Genomic DNA, 18,230 nt, shown 5'->3' on the forward strand with positions numbered 1-18,230 from the left:
TTCGCACTGAAATGATACCTTCACGGGATGATTAAAAATCGAACACTTTATAAACGAGCCCGCAAAATAATCTTGTGAAATATAGGGTTATGGCTATTCGTGTAAAGAAACGCAAAAGGCCGCGGGGATCGCTCCCCGCGGCGTTGTTTTACGCAATTAACAGCTGATGATTTGCCAGCAGCGTCGCCAGATCCGTCTGCACACCGTTCAGCGTCACCAGGGCGGTTGGCGAGAACTGGCCGCCGGTACCGTCCAGATCCACCTGGATTTCGGTGTTGCTGCCGTTCTGCACCACGCGGATGTAGTCGCTGATATTGCCCGCGCTGCTGTCCAGCGTGGCCACGCCGTTCACGTAGCTCGCCGAGCCCGTGCCGGTATAGCCGCTGCCGGAGAGCAGATCGCGCAGGTCGATACGATCCGTGTCCGCCGTCCCTTCCCAGGTGCCGACCGTAAAGCCGTTCACCACGTCGTGACCGTTACCGCCCGTCGCATCCGTCGCGTTGATCAGCTTGTAGAGCAACGTATCGTGACCGCCGCTGCCGATGTTGAAGGTGTCGTTCCCGCCGCGGCCTTCGAACCGGTTATCACCGCTGTTGCCGGTAATGACGTCGTCGAAGTTCGAGCCGTTAATTCCCTCAATGTTGAGCAGTCGTGACGTCCCGAACCCGGTGTCCTGCGCGGTAGAGAGGCGCAGGTCAACGGTCACGCCGGAGGTCGCATTGCGGTAATCCACCACGTCCATGCCGCCGGTGTTGCTCCAGGTGTCGTAGTCGGAATGGGTATTCCAGCCGCCGGAACCGTTATAGGTATAGGTGCCGTCCTCTGCGATAAAGGTGTCGTTATACCCGGTGCCGGTGATAGTCCCGCTGTGGCCGCCGGTGGCTGCCTCGGCCGTCAAGACGTAGCCCTCTTTGCCGTTACCCGCTTCCAGACCGCTCCAGGTGACGTTATCCGACACGCCGTTGGTGATTTTCACAATCTCTGCCGAATAGGTTTCGTTCGGCTCCAGACCGTAGAAGCTCACCAGGGCGGAAGTATCGTTCGACCCGATACCGGACTGGGCGTTGATGATCTGCGACGCCACCAGCACGCCCGCGGCGTTATACAGATTGACCGTGTTGCCGTAGTAGGCGTTGATGCCCTCGCTGTCGACAATGTGCAGATGCATCGCGGTGCCGTCAGCAATGGTTTTGCTGTTTTGCACCAGCACCACCTTGCCGTTCTGCTGCGATACCAGCAGATCCTGCGCGCCGTCCCAGTTGTAGTCCACTGCCGCCACGCCGGTGACGTTCGCCAGGCCAGAAGCCAGCTGGCTTGAGGTCCAGGTGGAACCGAAACCGTTGTTGGTGAACAGGGTTGCCGTCTGTGAGCCGCCGTAGGAACTGAGCTTGACGATGTCCATCTGCCCGTCGCCGTTCCAGTCCACCGCCACCGACAGATAACCCGCCGTAGCGTTAGAGGCCTCCACCGCGCTCTTGGTGGCTGAGAGCTTTCCGGTACCGTCGTTGTAGTAGATCACCCCGCCGTTGTTGTTGTAGCTGCTGCCCAGGTACAGATCCATGTAGCCATCACCGTTGAAGTCCGCCCACGTCATGGACGCCGCCGTGGTGGTATTCGAGGCGTTCCCTACAAACACGTTGGTCAGGTTCTGGCCGATGGACAGCGTGCCGTTGCCGTTATTGTTGATCACGGTCAGCGAGTACGCGCCGCTGCGGTTGGTGTGCTGCACAATATCCACGGTGCCGTCGTTGTTCAGATCGACGCCGGAGATTTCACGCCCGGAGTCAAACTGGCCGTAGAAGCCGCCTTCCCCGCCCGTACCGTCCGGCGAGAGGACGCCGTTGTTGTTCACCAGGTAGGTCAGGGAATCCATACCGGCATCGCCGTACGCCAGGTCCAGATAGCCATCCCCGGTTTTATCGTAGGCAATCACGCCGCCGTACCAGATGGTGGTCCCCATCGCCAGCTGGCTGGCGTTATAGGTGCTGCCATCGTAGGTCCACATGACCTGCGTTGAACCTGCGTAGGTGTTCTCGGTCGCGAAGATATCCTGCGTGCCGTTACGGTCAAAGTCGGCGGCGGTCTGGCTCACCACGTAGTAGCCGCGGGTGTTGGTGAGCGTATTGCCGGCATAGGTCGAGCTATCACTGCTGGAGTAAGACTGTCCGTTAGCAATGATATTCCACAGGCCGCTGCTGTTCATGCCGAGGGTCATGGTGGAGTTGTTGCTGTTCCCTGCCGTGGTCGCCCAGTCGGTATTCACCGAGGTGGTGTCAATCACCAGGCTGCCTGTCGCCGTACCGGTGGTATTGCCGTTACCCGCGCTGCTCTTCACCTGCGCCGTCACGCTGTAGCTCGACACGCTCAGCGCATCGCCGTCCGGGATCTGCAGATACCAGGTGTTGTGATCCGGGTCGACTACCACCGCGCCGCCGGTCTGGGAGGTGTAGGTCTTTCCGTTCACCGTTACCACCAGGTATTCACCGTTCACCAGGTCAGCGGAGACGGTACCGCTGACAATCGGCGTGGTATCCGACGTGGTCTGCGCGGCAATCGCCGCCGTGGTGGTCGGGATGCTGGTATCGACGTTCAGCACAAACCCGTCCGACTCCGTGTAGTTACCGGCCCTGTCGGTGACGCGCACGATGTAGGTGTGGTTGCCGTCGCTCAGGCCGTTGTCCTGGAATGACCAGCTTGCGCTGCCGTTCATGGTCACCTGACCGAGCAGGACGCCGTCACGATAGAGCTGCACAATTTCACCGTCGTCCGGGGCGCGGTTAAGCGTGCCGTTGATCAGCGGCGAGTTATCGTCCGTTGCCACCGTACTGCCAAAGGTCCCCTGACGCTCGCCTTCACCGTCGGTATAGCTCACTACCGTGCCTACGGTGGTTGGCGGCGTGGTGTCCACCGTCACCACCTGAGAGGCGGTGGAGCCGACGTTGCCCGCCTGGTCGATAATCCGCACCTGGTAGGTGTAGTCTCCGTCAGGCAGATCGCGGGTATCGGTGTAGCTCCAGCGCTGGTTGGTGACCGTGGTATCGAGCCAGGTATTCCCGCCGTCCAGGCTGATCTGTACGCGCTCGTCGCTTGCCAGCACGCTGCCCAGCGAACCGTTGATGGTCAGCGTGGTGTCCATGGTGATGAAATCACTGCCGGACTGGCCGGTATCGTCGCTGATGCTGTCGATGGTAACGCCGTACTGCGGCGACTGGGTATCCACCGTCACCGCCTGCGCGGTGGTGGCCCCGACGTTCCCCGCCTGGTCAACGACCCGCACCTGATAGTTATGGCTGCCGTCGGTCAGCGTACGCGTGTCGCTGTAGCTCCACTGCGTACCGCTTACGGTGGCGTAAACCCAGGTGCTGCCACCGTCCATGCTCACCTGAACGTATTCACCTGCGCCGAGTTCTGCGCCGAGCGTTCCGTGCAGCGTGTACGAGGTCGAACTGGTCAGGAAGTCGTTATTGTCGAAGCCGGTATCCACGGTGATGTTATCCACGGTCACCGTAATCGCCGCATCCGGGGCGACCGTATCGACGGTCACCTGCTGATGAGCGCTGGCGCCCACGTTACCGGCGGCATCCACCACGCGAACGTAGTAGTCATAGGTCTGGTTACCCAGCGTGCGGCCGTCCACGTAGTACCAGCTGTTGCCGGTGACGATGACGTTCTGCCAGGTCACGCCGCCGTCGATGCTGATCTGTGCGTATTCCCCGTCGGCCAGCGTCGCGCCGAGCGAGCCGTGCAGCGTCAGGGACGTATCGTTGGTGATAAAGTCGCTGCTGCTCAGGCCGGTATCGTCACTGATGCTGTCGATGGCGATCGTTTTGCTGGCGTAAGGTGCAACCGTATCAATGGTCACCACCTGGCTGGCGGTGGCGCTGATATTGCCCGCGTCGTCAATCACGCGCAGCTGGTAGTTGTAATCCCCGTCGGCCAGCGTACGGCCGTCGACGTACGTCCAGCTCAGGCCGCTGACGCTGACGTCGGTCCAGGTCACGCCACCGTCGAGGCTGATCTGCGCGTGGTCGCTGCTGCCGAGCGCCGCGCCGAGCGTCCCTTTCAGGCTGATCTGGTTGTCGCTGGTGATAAAGTCGCTGCCGGACAGGCCGGTATCCTGGGTGATGGAATCGACCGTAATCGTCGTCGCCGCAGGCTTCGTCAGGTCAATCACCACGTCCTGACTGTCGGTGGCCCCCACGTTCCCGGCGTTATCGATCACGCGCACCTGGTACTGGTACGTACCGTCGGTCAGGGTGCGGCCATCGGTGTAGCGCCAGGTGGTGCCGGTCACCGTCAGGTCAATCCAGGTGGTACCGCCGTCGAGGCTGATCTGCGCCTTCTCGTTATTGCCGAGCTGCGCGGTCAGGGAGCCGTTGACCACAACGTGGCCGTCGTTGGTGATGAAATCACTCGCGCTCAGGCCGGTGTCGTTTTGCAGCGAATCAATCGTAATTCCCATCGACGGCGCGGTGAGATCCACGGTCACGGTGTGGTTATCGCTGGCGCTGTTGCCGATGGTATTGCTGACCTGCGCGTTAATCACGTACGAACCGCCGTCCGCCAGCGCGGTCACGTCTGCGCTGCCGACCGTATAGCGCCAGGTGCCGTCATTCTGCACGGTCGCCGTATAGGTTTTACCGTTCAGCGTAATGGTCACCGTCTGGCCCGCCGGGGCGTCGGTGGTGCCGCTGACAGTCAGCGGCGTGCCGTGCTCGGCCGCGTTGACGATATCGTCCTGCGCAAAGGTGTTAATGGTGAGGGTTGGGACATCGCCGTTCAGCGTCACGTCGTGCGTTGCGCTGCCCGGGTTACCCGCCTTATCGCTCACCGTAGCCGTAATGGTGTAATCCCCGTCGCTCAGGCCGAGGAAATCACGGCCCGGCACGAAGACCGACCAGGATCCGTCCGCCCCGACGGTCGCCTGATAGCTGTGCCCGTTGAAGGAAACGGTCACCGTCTGGCCCTGTTCCGCCGTGGTGGTGCCACGGATTGCCTGGCCCGCCAGCTGCTCCGCGTTGTTGACGATATCGTCATCGGCCACGGTACTGATGGTCACGGTTGGCGCGACGGTATCTACCGTTAAGGTATGCGTGGTTTGACCGTTATTACCCGCTTTGTCGTTCACCGACGCGGTGACCGTCAGCGCGCCCTGACTCAGGGCCGCCAGGTCGGCGGCAGGAACGTCGAGCGTCCAGGTGCCGTCTTTTGCCACGACCGCAGTGTAGGTTTTGCCGCCCAGCGTCACGGTGACGGTCTGACCCGCTTCCGCGCTGGAGGAGCCGTGTACGGTGAGCGGCTGCTGCGCTTCCGCCGCGTTCAGAACGTCGTCGCCGGACAGCGTGGCAATGCTTACCACCGGCGAAGTGGTATCCACGCTGATGGTATGCGTTGCCGAGGCGCTGTTGCCCGCGCTGTCCTGCGCCGACACGGACACCTGATAGCTCGCGCCGTCGGCCAGCGCGCCCACATCGGCGGCCGGAACGGTTGTGGTCCATGAGCCGTCGCTCTGAATGGTGGCCGTGTAGCTTTTACCGTTCAGGGTGACGGTGACCTGCGTGCCGCTGGCGAACTGCGCGCTGGAGCCGTTAATCACCAGCGAGGCGCCCGCCTCTGCCGCGTTGATGACGTCATCGTCGCTAAGGGTGTTAACCGTCAGCGCCACGGAGGCGGTGTTCACAAGGACATCGTGGGTCTGGGTGCTGCTGTTGCCCGCGCTGTCGGTGATGGTCGCGCTGAGGGTCACGGTGCCATCGGTCAGGGCGGAAATCACGCTGGCCGGGACACCCACGATCCACTTACCGCTGGCGTCAACGGTAGTGGTGTACTGGTTCGAACCGATGGTGATAACCACCTTATCGCCGACGTTCGCGCCGATTGCGGTGCCGCTGACAATCTGCGCCTGCTCGTGCTCCACGCTGTTGATGACGTTATCGCCCGCCACGACGTTAAAGCTGACGGTCGGCGGCGTGGTATCAAGCGTAATGGCTTTGTCCGCGCTGCCCGGGTTACCCGCGGCATCGCTCACGCTGACCTGTACGGTGTAGCCGTTATCCGCCAGGGCAGACAGATCGGTGCCAGGAACATTGACGCTCCAGATGCCACCCTGCTGCACCTGCGCGGTATAGCTCTTACCGCCCAGCGTCACGGTCACCGTCTGCCCGACTTCTGCCGTGGTGGTGCCGGAGAGGGCCACGCCTGCGGACGCCTCGCTGGCGTTGATCACGTTGTCGCCTGCGACCGTATCAATGGTTACGGCTGGCGCAGTAGCGTCCACGCTGTACTCGCGGCCCGCCGAGGCGCTGTTGCCGTTGACGTTGGTCACGTTCACCTGAACGCTGGCATCGCCGTCTTTCAGACCCGCCAGATCCGCAGAAGGTACGGTTGCGGTCCAGTTACCGTCAGCATCCACTTTCGCGGTATAGGTCTTCCCGGCGAAGGTGATGGTGACGTTCTGATTTTCCTCCACGTTCGAGGTGCTGCCTGACAGCACCAAATCCGCGCCTTTCTCCGCCGCGTTGATCACGTCGTCGGTGGCAATCGCATCGATGCTAATAGCCACCGCCGCCAGATCCACGGTGACATCGTGGCTGATGGAGACCGGGTTGCCCGCGCTGCTCTGGCCTGCAACGGTCACGGTGACCGTACCTGCTGCCAGGTTCCCGACGTCTGCCGCCGGGATCGCCGCGCTCCATGTGCCGTCAGCCAGCACGGAGGCCGCATAGGTTTTGCCGTTGACGGTCACGGCAAGCGTGGTGCCCACCGCCAGCCCGTCGCTGGAGCCGGTGATAATCAGGTTTTGATTATGTTCGATGCTGTTGATCACGTCATCTCCCGCCACGGTATCAATACGCAGGCCCGGCAGGCTGGCGTCTATAGCGATTTCGCGCTCGCCCGTTCCCGTGTTGCCGTGGCCGTTGGTCACCGTCGCAGATACCGTCAGGTCGCCATTGCCCAGCGCCGTCAGGACCGATTCCGGCACGCTCACGGACCAGGTCAGATCATCCTGAACGGTGGCCGTGTAGCTGTTGCCACCGAGGGTGACGGTGACGGTATTCCCCGCTTCCGCGTTTGCTACCTTGCCGCTGAGGGTCTGGCCCGCGGCCACTTCCGCCGCGTTGATGACGTTGTCGCCCGCCACGGTGTTGATGGTGACGGTCGGCAGCGCGGTGTCTACCTGCAGGTTCGCGGTGTTATTCACGCTGTTGCCCACGTCGTTGGTCGCGGCGGCGCTCAGGGTATAGTTCGCTTCGCCCAGACCCGCCAGATCCGCTGCCGGAACGGTCAGGCTCCAGGTGCCATCTGCTGCGGTCGTCGCCGTGTAGTTTTTGCCGTTGAGGGTCACGGTCACCACGGTGCCTTCCGCGAGGTTGGCGCTGGTGCCGCTCACGCTCAGGTCCTGACCTTTTTCCACCGCGTTCAGCACGTTATCGCCGCTGATGGTGTTGAAAGCTACGGACGGCAGGCCGGTATCGACGGTCACGTTATGGCTGCCGGTACCGGTATTGCCCGCCGCGTCGGTGACGGACGCCGTGACGGTCACGGTGCCGTCGCTGAGGCCGGAAATCACGCTCGCCGGTACGCCCACGCTCCAGTTGCCCGCCGCGTCCAGCACGGTGGTGTAAGTCTGGCCGCCGATGGTGACGGTGACCTTATCGCCCGCTGCCGCGCCGGTAGCGGTGCCGCTGATGATTTGCGCCTGAGCGTGCTCGGTGACGTTAATGACGTCATCGCCCGCCACGGCGTTGATGGTCACCGCAGGCACGGTCACGTCCACCGTCAGGTTGTGGTCAATGGACGCCGGGTTGCCGGCTTTATCGCTGACGGAGGCCGTCACGGTCACGCTGCCGTCGCCGAGCGCCGCCAGATCCGCCGCCGGAACGCTCAGCGTCCAGCTGCCGTCCGCGCCTGCGGTTGTGGTGTAGTCTTTGCCGTTCAGCGTCACGCTCACGGTCTGGCCCGCTTCGGCGGTGGTGGTGCCGGACACGGTCAGATCGGACTGCGCTTCAGCGGCGTTCAGAATATCGTCGGTCGCCAGGGTGTTGATGGTCACGGACGGCGCGGTCGCATCCACGCTGTACTCGCGCCCCGCCGAGGCGCTGTTGCCGTTCACGTTGGTGACGCTCACCTGCACGCTGGCGTCGCCGTCCTTCAGGCCAGCCAGATCCGCTGACGGCACGGTCCAGGTCCAGTTGCCGCTGTCGTCTACTGTCGCGGAATAGATTTTGCCGTTCAGGCTGATGGTCACGGTTTGGCCGGCTTCCACGTTGGTGGTCGCACCGGACAGCACCAGATCCGCGCCCTTCTCCGCCGCGTTAATCACGTCGTCGGTGGCGATGGCATTGATGCTGATGGCAACGGTCGCCAGATCCACCGTCACATCGTGGCTGATGGTAATCGGGTTACCCGCTGAACTGTCGCCGGTAACGCTGATTTTGACGGTGCCTTCCGGCCACGCGCTCACGTCGGTGGACGGGATCGCCGCGCTCCAGGTGCCGTCCGCCAGCACCGTCGCTGCATAGTCTTTACCGTTGACGGTGACGGTCAGCATCGTGCCCGGCGCCAGCCCGTCGCTGGAGCCGGTGACGATCAGATTCTGCGCGTGCTCGATGCTGTTGACGACATTGTCGCCCGCCACGGTATCCACGCGCAGGCCCGGCAGGTTAGCGTCGATAGCGATCTCGCGCTCGCCGGTGCCGGTGTTGCCGTGGCCGTTGGTCACGGTCGCCGTCACGCTCAGGCTGCCGTTGCCCAGCGCGGTCAGCACGTCAGACGGCACGTTCACGGACCAGGTCAGATCGTTCTGCACCGTTGCGGTGTAGCTGTTGCCGCCAATGGTGACGGTGACGGTATTGCCCGCTTCGGCATTCGCCACGGTGCCGCTCAGGATCTGGCCTGCCGCCACTTCCGCCGCGTTGATGACGTTGTCGCCCGCCACGGTATTGATGGTGACGGTTGGCAGCGCGGTGTCCACCAGCAGGTTCGCGGTGTTGCTGACGCTATTGCCCACGCCGTTGGTGGCGGTCGCGTTAAGGGTGTAGCTGGCCTGACCGAGACCGGCCAGATCCCCGGCCGGAACGGTCAGGCTCCAGGTGCCGTCCGCCGCCGTCGACGCGGTGTAGTTTTTACCGTTCAGGGTTACGGTCACCACGGTGCCCTCCGCGAGGTTGGCGCTGGTGCCGCTGACGCTCAGATCCTGACCCTTTTCCACCGCGTTCAGGACGTTGTCATCGCTGATGGCGTTGAAGGCTACCGATGGCAGGCCGGTATCGACGGTCACATCATGGCTGCCGGTACCGGTGTTGCCCGCCGCGTCGGTGACTGATGCTGTCACGGTCACGGTGCCGTCGCTGAGGCCGGAAATCACGCTCGCCGGTACGCCCACGCTCCAGTTGCCCGCCGCGTCAAGCACGGTGGTGTAAGTCTGGCCACCAATCGTGACGGTAACCTTATCGCCCGCCGCCGCGCCGGTGGCGGTACCGCTGATAATCTGCGCCTGACCGTGTTCCGCCACGTTAATGACGTCATCGTCCGCCACGGCGTTGATGGTCACCGCAGGAACGGTCACGTCCACCGTCAGGTTGTGGTTAACGGACGCCGGGTTACCCGCTTTATCGCTCACGGAGGCCGTCACCGTCACGCTACCGTCGGTCAGACCCGCAAGATCGGCAGCCGGAACGTCCAGCGTCCAGTTGCCGTCAGCGCTTACCGTGGCGGTATAGTCTTTGCCGTTCAGCGAGACGGTCACCGTCTGGCCCGCTTCGGCGGTGCTGGTGCCGGAGACGGTCAGATCGGACTGCGCTTCTGTCGCGTTCAGGACATCGTCAGCGGCAATCGTATTGATGGTCACGGACGGCGCGGTCGCATCCACGCTGTACTCGCGGCCCGCGGACGCGCTGTTGCCGTTGACGTTGGTCACGCTGACCTGCACGCTGGCGTCGCCGTCCTTCAGGCCCGCCAGATCGGCCGCTGGCACCGTGGCAGTCCATTTACCGTCGGCACCGACCGTGGCGGTGTAATTCTTGCCGCCGAAGGTGATGGTGACGGTCTGGTTTTCTTCCACGTTCGAAGTGGTGCCGGAGAGCACCAGATCCGCGCCCTTCTCGGCCGCGTTGATCACGTCGTCTGACGCAATCGCGTCAATGCTAATGGCGACGTTCGTCAGGTCGACAGTCACATCGTGGCTGATGGATACCGGGTTACCGGCGCTGCTCTGGCCGACAACGGTGACGGTGATCGTGCCTGCTGCGAGAGCACTCACGTCTGCCGACGGGATCGCGGCGCTCCAGGTGCCGTCTGCCAGTACGGTAGCCGCATAGGTTTTGCCGTTCACGGTCACGGTCAGCGCGGTGCCTGCGGCCAGGCCATCGCTGGAGCCGGTAACGATCAGATTCTGCCCGTGTTCGATGCTGTTGATCACGTCATCGCCCGCCACGGTATCCACGCGCAGGCCCGGCAGGTTCGCGTCTATAACGATTTCGCGCTCGCCGGTGCCGCTGTTGCCCGCGCCGTTGGTGACGCTGGCGGTCACGGTCAAATTACCGTTACCCAGCGCGGTCAGGACGTCAGACGGCACGTTAACGGACCAGCTGAGATCGCTTTGCACCGTTGCGGTGTAGCTGTTACCGCCAATGGTCACGGTCACGGTGTTGCCCGCTTCGGCATTCACCACCTTACCGCTGATGGTCTGGCCGGCTGCCAGCTCGGCGGCGTTGATGACGTCGTCACCTGCAATGGTGTTGACGATTACCCCCGGCAGAACGGATTCCACGTTCACGGTGTGTGACGTGCTGGTAGTGTTGCCGACGCTGTCCGTTGCCGATGCGGTAACGGTGTACAACGCTTCACCCAGTTGTCCCACCTGGTCCGCCGGAACGGTGGTGGTCCATTTCCCGTTGCTATCGACCATCGCGCTGTACGCTTTGCCGTTCAGCATCACGGTAACCACCGCGCCTGCCGCCAGGCCGGAAGCCGTACCGGAGATCGTCAGATCCTGGATTTTCTCGGTGCTGTTGATCACGTCGTCGCCGGAAACGGTGTCAATGGTCAGCACCGGCGCGGTCAGGTTCACCTCCACGCCGTGCGTGGCGCTGTTGCTGTTGCCCGCTTTATCGGTCAGCGCCGCGGTAATGGTGTAATCCCCGGCGGCCAGCGCGGTGACGTCCGCCGCAGGCACGCCCACGCTCCAGTTGCCGGACGCGTCCAGGGTGGCGGTGTAGGATTTGCCGTTGAGGGTAACGGTGACCACGTCGCCCGCCGCCGCGTCGGTCACGGAACCGGTGACAATCAGGGCCTGAACATGCTCGGCGCTGTTGATCACGTCGTCGTCGGAAACGGTGTTAATGGTCAGCTGCGGGACGGTGGTATCGACCAGCACGTCACGATCCGCTGAGGCCGGGTTGCCCGCCTTATCAGACACGGCGGCGCTGATGGTGTAGTTGCCGTCGGCAATCGCGCCGAGATCCGCAGACGGCACGGTGACGCTCCAGCTGCCGTTTGCCTGCACGGCGGTGGTGTAAGTCTCGCCGTTCAGCGTCACGGTAACGGTCTGGCCCGCTTCGGCGTTAGTCACGCCGTTAACGACCAGATCCTGCTGCGCTTCGGCCGCATTGATGATGTTGTTGTCGCTGACGATATCAATGGATACCGCTGGCGCGGTTGCATCCACGCTATATTCGCGCCCTGCTGAGGCGCCGTTGCCGTTCACGTTAGTGACGCTCACCTGCACGCTGGCGTCGCCGTCTTTCAGGCCCGCCAGATCCGCAGATGGCACGGTTGCGGTCCAGTGGCCGCTGGCATCCACCGTCGCGGTGTACGACTTGCCGCCGAAGGTAATGTGAACCGTCTGGTTTTCTTCCACGTTAGTGGTTGTGCCGGACAGCACCAGGTCCGCGCCTTTCTCGGCCGCGTTGATTACGTCGTCGGTGGCGATGGCGTTGATGCTTATGGCAACGGTCGCCAGATCCACCTTCACGTCGTGGCCGATGGAAACCGGATTGCCCGCCGCGCTCTGGCCTTCCACGGTCACGGTGACCGTGCCCGCATTCAGCGCACTGACGTCAGCCGCCGGAATGGCTGCACTCCATGTCCCGTCCGCCAGCACGGTTGCCGCGTAGGTTTTGCCGTTGACGGTGACCGTCAGCGCCGAGCCGCTCGCCAGCCCGTCGCTGGAGCCGGTGATAATCAGGTTTTGAGTATGTTCGATGCTGTTGATCACATCGTCGCCCGCCACGGTATCCACGCGCAGCCCCGGCAGGTTGGCATCAATAGTAATGTCGCGCTCGCCGGTGCCGGTATTGCCGTGGCCGTTGGTGACGCTCGCCGTTACGGTGAGATCGCCGTTACCGATGGCGGTTAAAACCGTAGACGGCACGTTCACCGACCAGCTCAGATCGTCCTGAACCGTCGCGGTATAGGTATTGCCGCCGACTGAAATAGTGACAGTGTCACCGCTCGCCGCGCCGCTCACGTTGCCGCTCAGGGTTTGTCCGGATGCGACTTCCGCCGCGTTAATGACGTCGTCGGTGGCGACAGGGTTAATGGTGACCTGCGGCAGCGCGCTGTCGACCAACACGCTGTGGTCGGTGCTCGCACTGTTGCCTGCAGCGTCGGTTACGCTCGCCGTCACGACGTAGCTTGCTTCGCCCAGCGCCGAGACGTTTGCCGCCGGAACGGTGAGGCTCCAGCTGCCGCTGGCGTCAGCGGTGGCCGTATAGCTGATGCCGTTCAGGATCACCGTAATGGTGGTGCCTTCCGGCTGGTTGCTGGTGCCGGAGAGGAGCAGGTCCTGGCCTTTCTCTACCGCATTGATCACGTCATCACCCGCCAGGGTATTGATGGCGATCGTCGGCGCGGTCAGCGAGACGTCAAATTCATGCGTGGCGGTGGTGCTGTTGCCGGCTTTATCGGTAAGGGTCGCCGAAATCGTCTGGTCGCCGTTTGCCAGCGCGCCCACGTCCGCTGCCGGCACACCCACGCTCCAGTTGCCGGACGCATCCAGCATGGCGGTGTAGTCTTTACCGTTCAGGGTGACGGTAATGACATCGCCTGCCTGCGCGCCCGTGACCTTACCGGAAACGATCAGCGCCTGGCCGTGCTCGGCAATATTCACGACGTCGTCGCCCGCAACGATGTTAAAGGTAATCTGCGGTACGGTGGTGTCGACCAGCACCGAGGCGCTCGCGCTCGCCGGGTTGCCCGCCTTATCGGCAACCGTTGCCGTCACGGAGGCATTACCGTCGGCGATGCCCGCCATGTCTGCCGCAGGGACGTCGAGCGTCCAGCTGCCGTCCGCCTGCACCTGCGCGGTGTAGGTGTTGCCGTTGAAACTCACGGTGACCGTCTGGCCGGCTTCGGCAGTAGACGTACCGCTCAGCGTCAGGTCCTGCGCCGCCTCTGCCGCATTCAGCATATTGTCGCTACTGATGGTATTGATAGTCACCGTCGGCGCGGAGATATCGACGCTGAATTCCTGCGCGGAAGACGCCGCGTTGCCGTTCACGTTGGTGACGCTCACCTGCACGCTGGCGTCGCCGTCCTTCAGGCCGCTTAAATCAGCTGCCGGAACGGTCCAGGTCCAGTCGCCGTTGGCGTCTACCGTGGTGGTGTAGGTTTTACCCGCGAAGGTGATGGTCACGGTCTGACCTGCTTCAACGTTCGAGGTGGTACCGGAAAGCACCAGATCCTGGCCCGTTTCCGCCGCGTTGAGCACGTTATCGTCGGTCACGCTGCTGATGCTGATGGCGACAGGCGCGAGATCGACATCCACGACGGTCCCGATAGTGACCGGGTTGCCGGAGGCGTCCTGCGCGCTGGCGCTGATGTTCAGCGAGCCGTCGGCCCACTGCGAGACGTCTGCCGCAGGCACGGCCGCCTGCCAGGTGCCGTCCGCCAGTACCGAGGCAGAATAATCCTTGCCGTTAATAGTGACGGTGACGGTGCTGCCCGCCGCCAGATCGGTGCTGGTGCCGGACACGATCAGGTTCTGAGCGTGTTCGATGACGTTAATCACGTCATCGCCCGCCACGGTATCAATCCGCAGGCCCGGAAGCTGGGCGTCAATGGTGAAGTCGAGAGAAGACGAGCCGGTATTGCCGTGCGCGTTGGTCACGCTGGCGGATACGGTCAGGTCGCCGTTGCCGAGCGCGGTCAGCTGGCTCTCGCTTAACGGCAGGCTCCAGGTCAGATCGTCCTGCACGGTAGCGGTGTACGTCTGGCCGCCGAGGATAATCGTGACGATATCGCCCGCAGCGGCGTTAGCTACCTTGCCGCTCAGGGTTTGCCCTGCCGCCACTTCCGCCGCGTTGACGATATTATCGCCCGCCAGCGTATTAATCGTCACCACCGGCAGCGAGCTGTCAACCAGCACATCGTGTGAGGTTGACGCGCTGTTGCCGACGTTATCCGTGACGCTCGCCGTCACGGTGTAATGGGCTTCTCCCAGCGCGCTTACGGCCGAAGCCGGTACGGTGACGCTCCAGCTGCCGCTGGCGTCAGCGGTGGCCGTGTAATTAATGCCGTTCAGGGTCACCGTAATGCTCGTGCCTTCCGGCTGGTTGCTGGTGCCGGAGAGCAGCAGATCTTCACCCTTCTCGGTCGCGTTAATTACGTCGTCCGCCGCCAGCGTGTTGATACCGATGACAGGCGTCACGGTATTGACCACCACATCCAGGGAACTGCTTCCGGTGTTGCCGGACCGGTCGGTCACGGAGACGTCGATCGTCCAGGTGCCGTCCGCCAGACCCTGCACCACAGACGCCGGCAGGCCAAGGCTCCAGTTCCCCGCCGCATCCACCACGGTGGTGTAATCCACGCCGTTAACGGTGACGGTGACCAAATCACCCGCTGCTGCACCGGTGACGGAGCCGCTCAGGATCTGCGCCTGCGAATGGGCGAGCTGGTTAACGGTGTTGGTATCGGTGACGAAGTCGTTAATGGTCACCTGCGGAACGGTCGCGTCCACCAGCGCGACGCGGTCGGCGCTGCTGGCGTTGCCCGCCACGTCGCTCACGGTTGCGGTCACGGTAACGATGCCATCGGCAAGGGCACCAACGTCCGCCGCCGGTACGCTCAGCTGCCAGGTACCGTCCGTCTGAACCGTGGTCTGATACGTTTTGCCGTTCAGCGTCACGGTGACCGTCTGGCCGGCTTCCGCGGTGCTGCTGCCGCTTAACGCTAAATCCTGCTGCGCTTCAGCCGCGTTGATGATGTTGTCGGCGGTCAGATTATCGAGCGTAATCACCGGAGGAAGCGTATCGACCGTCACCACGCGCGACGCGTCGGCGCTGTTGCCGTTGACGTTCGTGACGCTGACGCTCACCTGCGCACGCCCGTCGATCAGGGTTTCCATGGCGCTGGCGGGCACGTTCAGGCTCCAGGTACCATCCTGCTGCACCTGCGCGGTAAAGGTCTGGTCGGCGAATTTTACTACCACGGTCTGCCCGGCTTCCACGCCCTGCGTCTGGCCGGAAAGGGTTAAGTCCGCGCCTTTTTCAGCCGCATTCAGCAGATCGTCGCCGGAGACGGTATCAATGGTGACCGCCACGGCGTTCAGATCGAGTTCGATCGGGTGTTCAGCCGCAACGGTATTGCCCCAGGCATCTACCGCGCTGACGTTCACCGTCATCCCGCCCGCCGTCCAGGCCTGCAGGTCAGAGGCCGGTACGCCGATTTGCCAGCTGCCGCTGGCGTTGACCACAGCGGCGTAATCGACGCCGTTGATGGTAACGGTAACCTGCGTGCCCGCCGCCAGATGAGTGCTGGAGCCGGTAACGGTCAGATCCTGCTGCTGTTCGATGGCGTTGATCACGTCATCGCCGGAAATGGTGTCGACACGCAGGCCCGGCAGCTCGGCGTTGATATTGATATCACGCTCGCCAGTGCCGGTGTTGCCGTGCCCGTTGGTCACCGACGCGGTGAAGGTCAGATCGCCGTCGCCAAACGCGTTGAGATCGGCTGACGGTATGGTCACGCTCCAGGTCAGATCGTTACCCACCGTGGCGGTGTAGCTCTTACCGCCCACTGAAATAGACACCGTATCGCCCGCCGCCGCGCCGGTAACGCGACCGCTGAGGGTCTGATCCACGCCTGCTTCGGCATTGTTGACCCGGTTATCGCCCGCAAAGGTATTGATAATCACCTGGGGAAGAACGGTATCAACCAGCAGTGTTGCCCCGGCTGAGCCGCTGTTTCCGACGCTGTCGGTTCCGCTGACGCTGACGGTATAAAGCGTGTTCGCCAGGTTCAGGACGTCGGAAACCGGTACCTGCACCGCCCAGATGCCGTTTTCGACGGTGGCCTGATAGCTGACGTTGTTAAGCGTCACGGTGATGGCGCTGCCGTCCGGCAGGCTGCTGCTGCCGGTCAGGCTCAGGGGCTGCATCGCCTCCCGGGCATTCAGAACGTTATCCTGGCTGATGGCGTCAATCGTAAATTCCGGCGGGTTGCCGCTCAGCGTAATGCCGTGCGTGGCGCTACCGGTGTTGCCCGCCGCGTCGGTCACGGAAACCGAAATGGTGTGGCTGCCTTCCCCCAGCGCGCCCAGCACCGACGCAGGCACGCCCACGCTCCAGCTGCCGTCCGCCAGCACCACGCCGGTAAAGGTCTGGCCGCCAACGGTCACGGTAACCACATCGCCCGCGACGGCACCGGCCGCCTGGCCGGAAATAATCTGCGCCTGGCCCTGCTCGCTGGTGTTCAGAATGTCGTCACCCGCGACGGTATTGATTGTCACAACGGGAGCGGTCGTATCGACGGTGAAGTCGGCAGTCGTGGATGACCCGTTGCCCGCTTTGTCGCTGACGTTGACCGTCAGGGTGTGTCCGCCGTTAGCCATCGCCTGTACTTCACCGGCAGGAAGCGTGACGGACCAGGTGCCGTCGCTGGCCACGGTCGCCGTGTGATTTTTACCGTTCAGCGTGACCGTCACAATCTGGCCCGCTTCCGCATCGGTTTTACCGCTGATCGTCAGCGGCTGATTATGTTCAGCGGCGTTAATGATATTGTCCTGCGCGATTGCGTTCACGGAGAGCGCAGGCGCAACGGTATCGACGCCAATCGTCTGACTACCGCTCACGATATTACCTGCCGCGTCTTTGCCGCTCACGTTGACCGTCCAGGTGCCGTCGGCCAGCGCCTGCGCGTCTGCCGCAGGCACCTTCACGCTCCATGCGCCGTTTGCACCCACTTCAGCCGTATAGGATTTGCCGTTCAGGGTGACGGTCAGTTCAGTACCCTGCGCCAGATTTTTACTGGCGCCGGAGAGCGTAAAGCCCGCGGATTGCTCGCTGGCGTTAAGCACGTTATCCCCCGCCGTGGTCGCCAGCGTAATCGCGGCTTCGGCGGTCGAGACCGTCACGGTGATGCTGCCTGCAGAGGTCGTTTTACTGCCGTCGATCTGCACTACCGACAAGGTATGCTCTCCGTCGGTCTGGGTCGGTAATTTTACCGTCCAGGCGCCGTCTTTACCGACCATCGCGCTGGCGATGGTGCTTCCGCTGCTGTCTTTGATCTGGATGGTCGCGCCCGGCTGGCCGGTTCCGCTAAAGGTCGGGGTGTTATCGTCCGTGACCGCGTTTGCACTCAGCACGCCCTGCCTGTCGCCCGCACCGTCCGTCAGCAGGAAGGTCGGCGTGGCGCTTTCGACTTCTTTGGTATTATCAATGACTTTAGTTTTCGTTTCGCCGTCCCCACCGTGCGCCAGCAGTGCCCCGATGGCACCGCCGCCTAACGCAGCGCCCGCTATCCAGCCCCACGGCGCGTCGCTTAAGACACTTCCCTGCTCGAGGAAAGGTTCAATGCTGCTAATCGGTGTGGCCTGTGCGGTAAGCTCGGTCACCGCTGCGCCTGACGCTTCCCCGGCATCGGCAAAAGAAATATGCGTGAGTTCCTGACGGTCGTTGAATACCAGCTCTGACTGATTATGCGTTTCTGGATCTTCAACAAAATAGTTATTGCAGCGAATTACGCTGCCATCTTTCATATAAATGAGGAGGTCTTTCCCCTGGCGGACATAGCGCGCAACATCCTGAGCCGAACCCTGGATTTCAATCACGCTTGGAGAGGAAATAGACACCGACAGATTTCCCTCGCCGGTTAATTTCGTTTTCTCCGCCGTTTTGCGAATGATGACATCAACAACTTTTACGTTACTCATATTTCTCTCCTTGCAGGTGCACGGATCCCTGTGGATATGTCCACAAGATGGATGTAGCTATCCCTGGGAAAATCAC

1 protein-coding gene is annotated in these 18,230 nt (G+C 62.6%); it reads right to left on the minus strand.

Translation table 11 applies throughout. The annotated features are described in order from the left end of the window. Positions 1–148: 148 nt before the first annotated feature. A complete protein-coding gene (locus M2433_RS03090; protein ID WP_429075875.1) occupies positions 149–18,154 on the minus strand; it encodes an Ig-like domain-containing protein in 18,006 nt (6,001 codons plus the stop codon). Positions 18,155–18,230: the final 76 nt, after the last annotated feature.

Origin of the sequence: Enterobacter sp. AC1 (genome assembly GCF_050434705.1) — a bacterium.
Taxonomy (GTDB): Bacteria; Pseudomonadota; Gammaproteobacteria; order Enterobacterales; family Enterobacteriaceae; genus Enterobacter; species Enterobacter cloacae_L.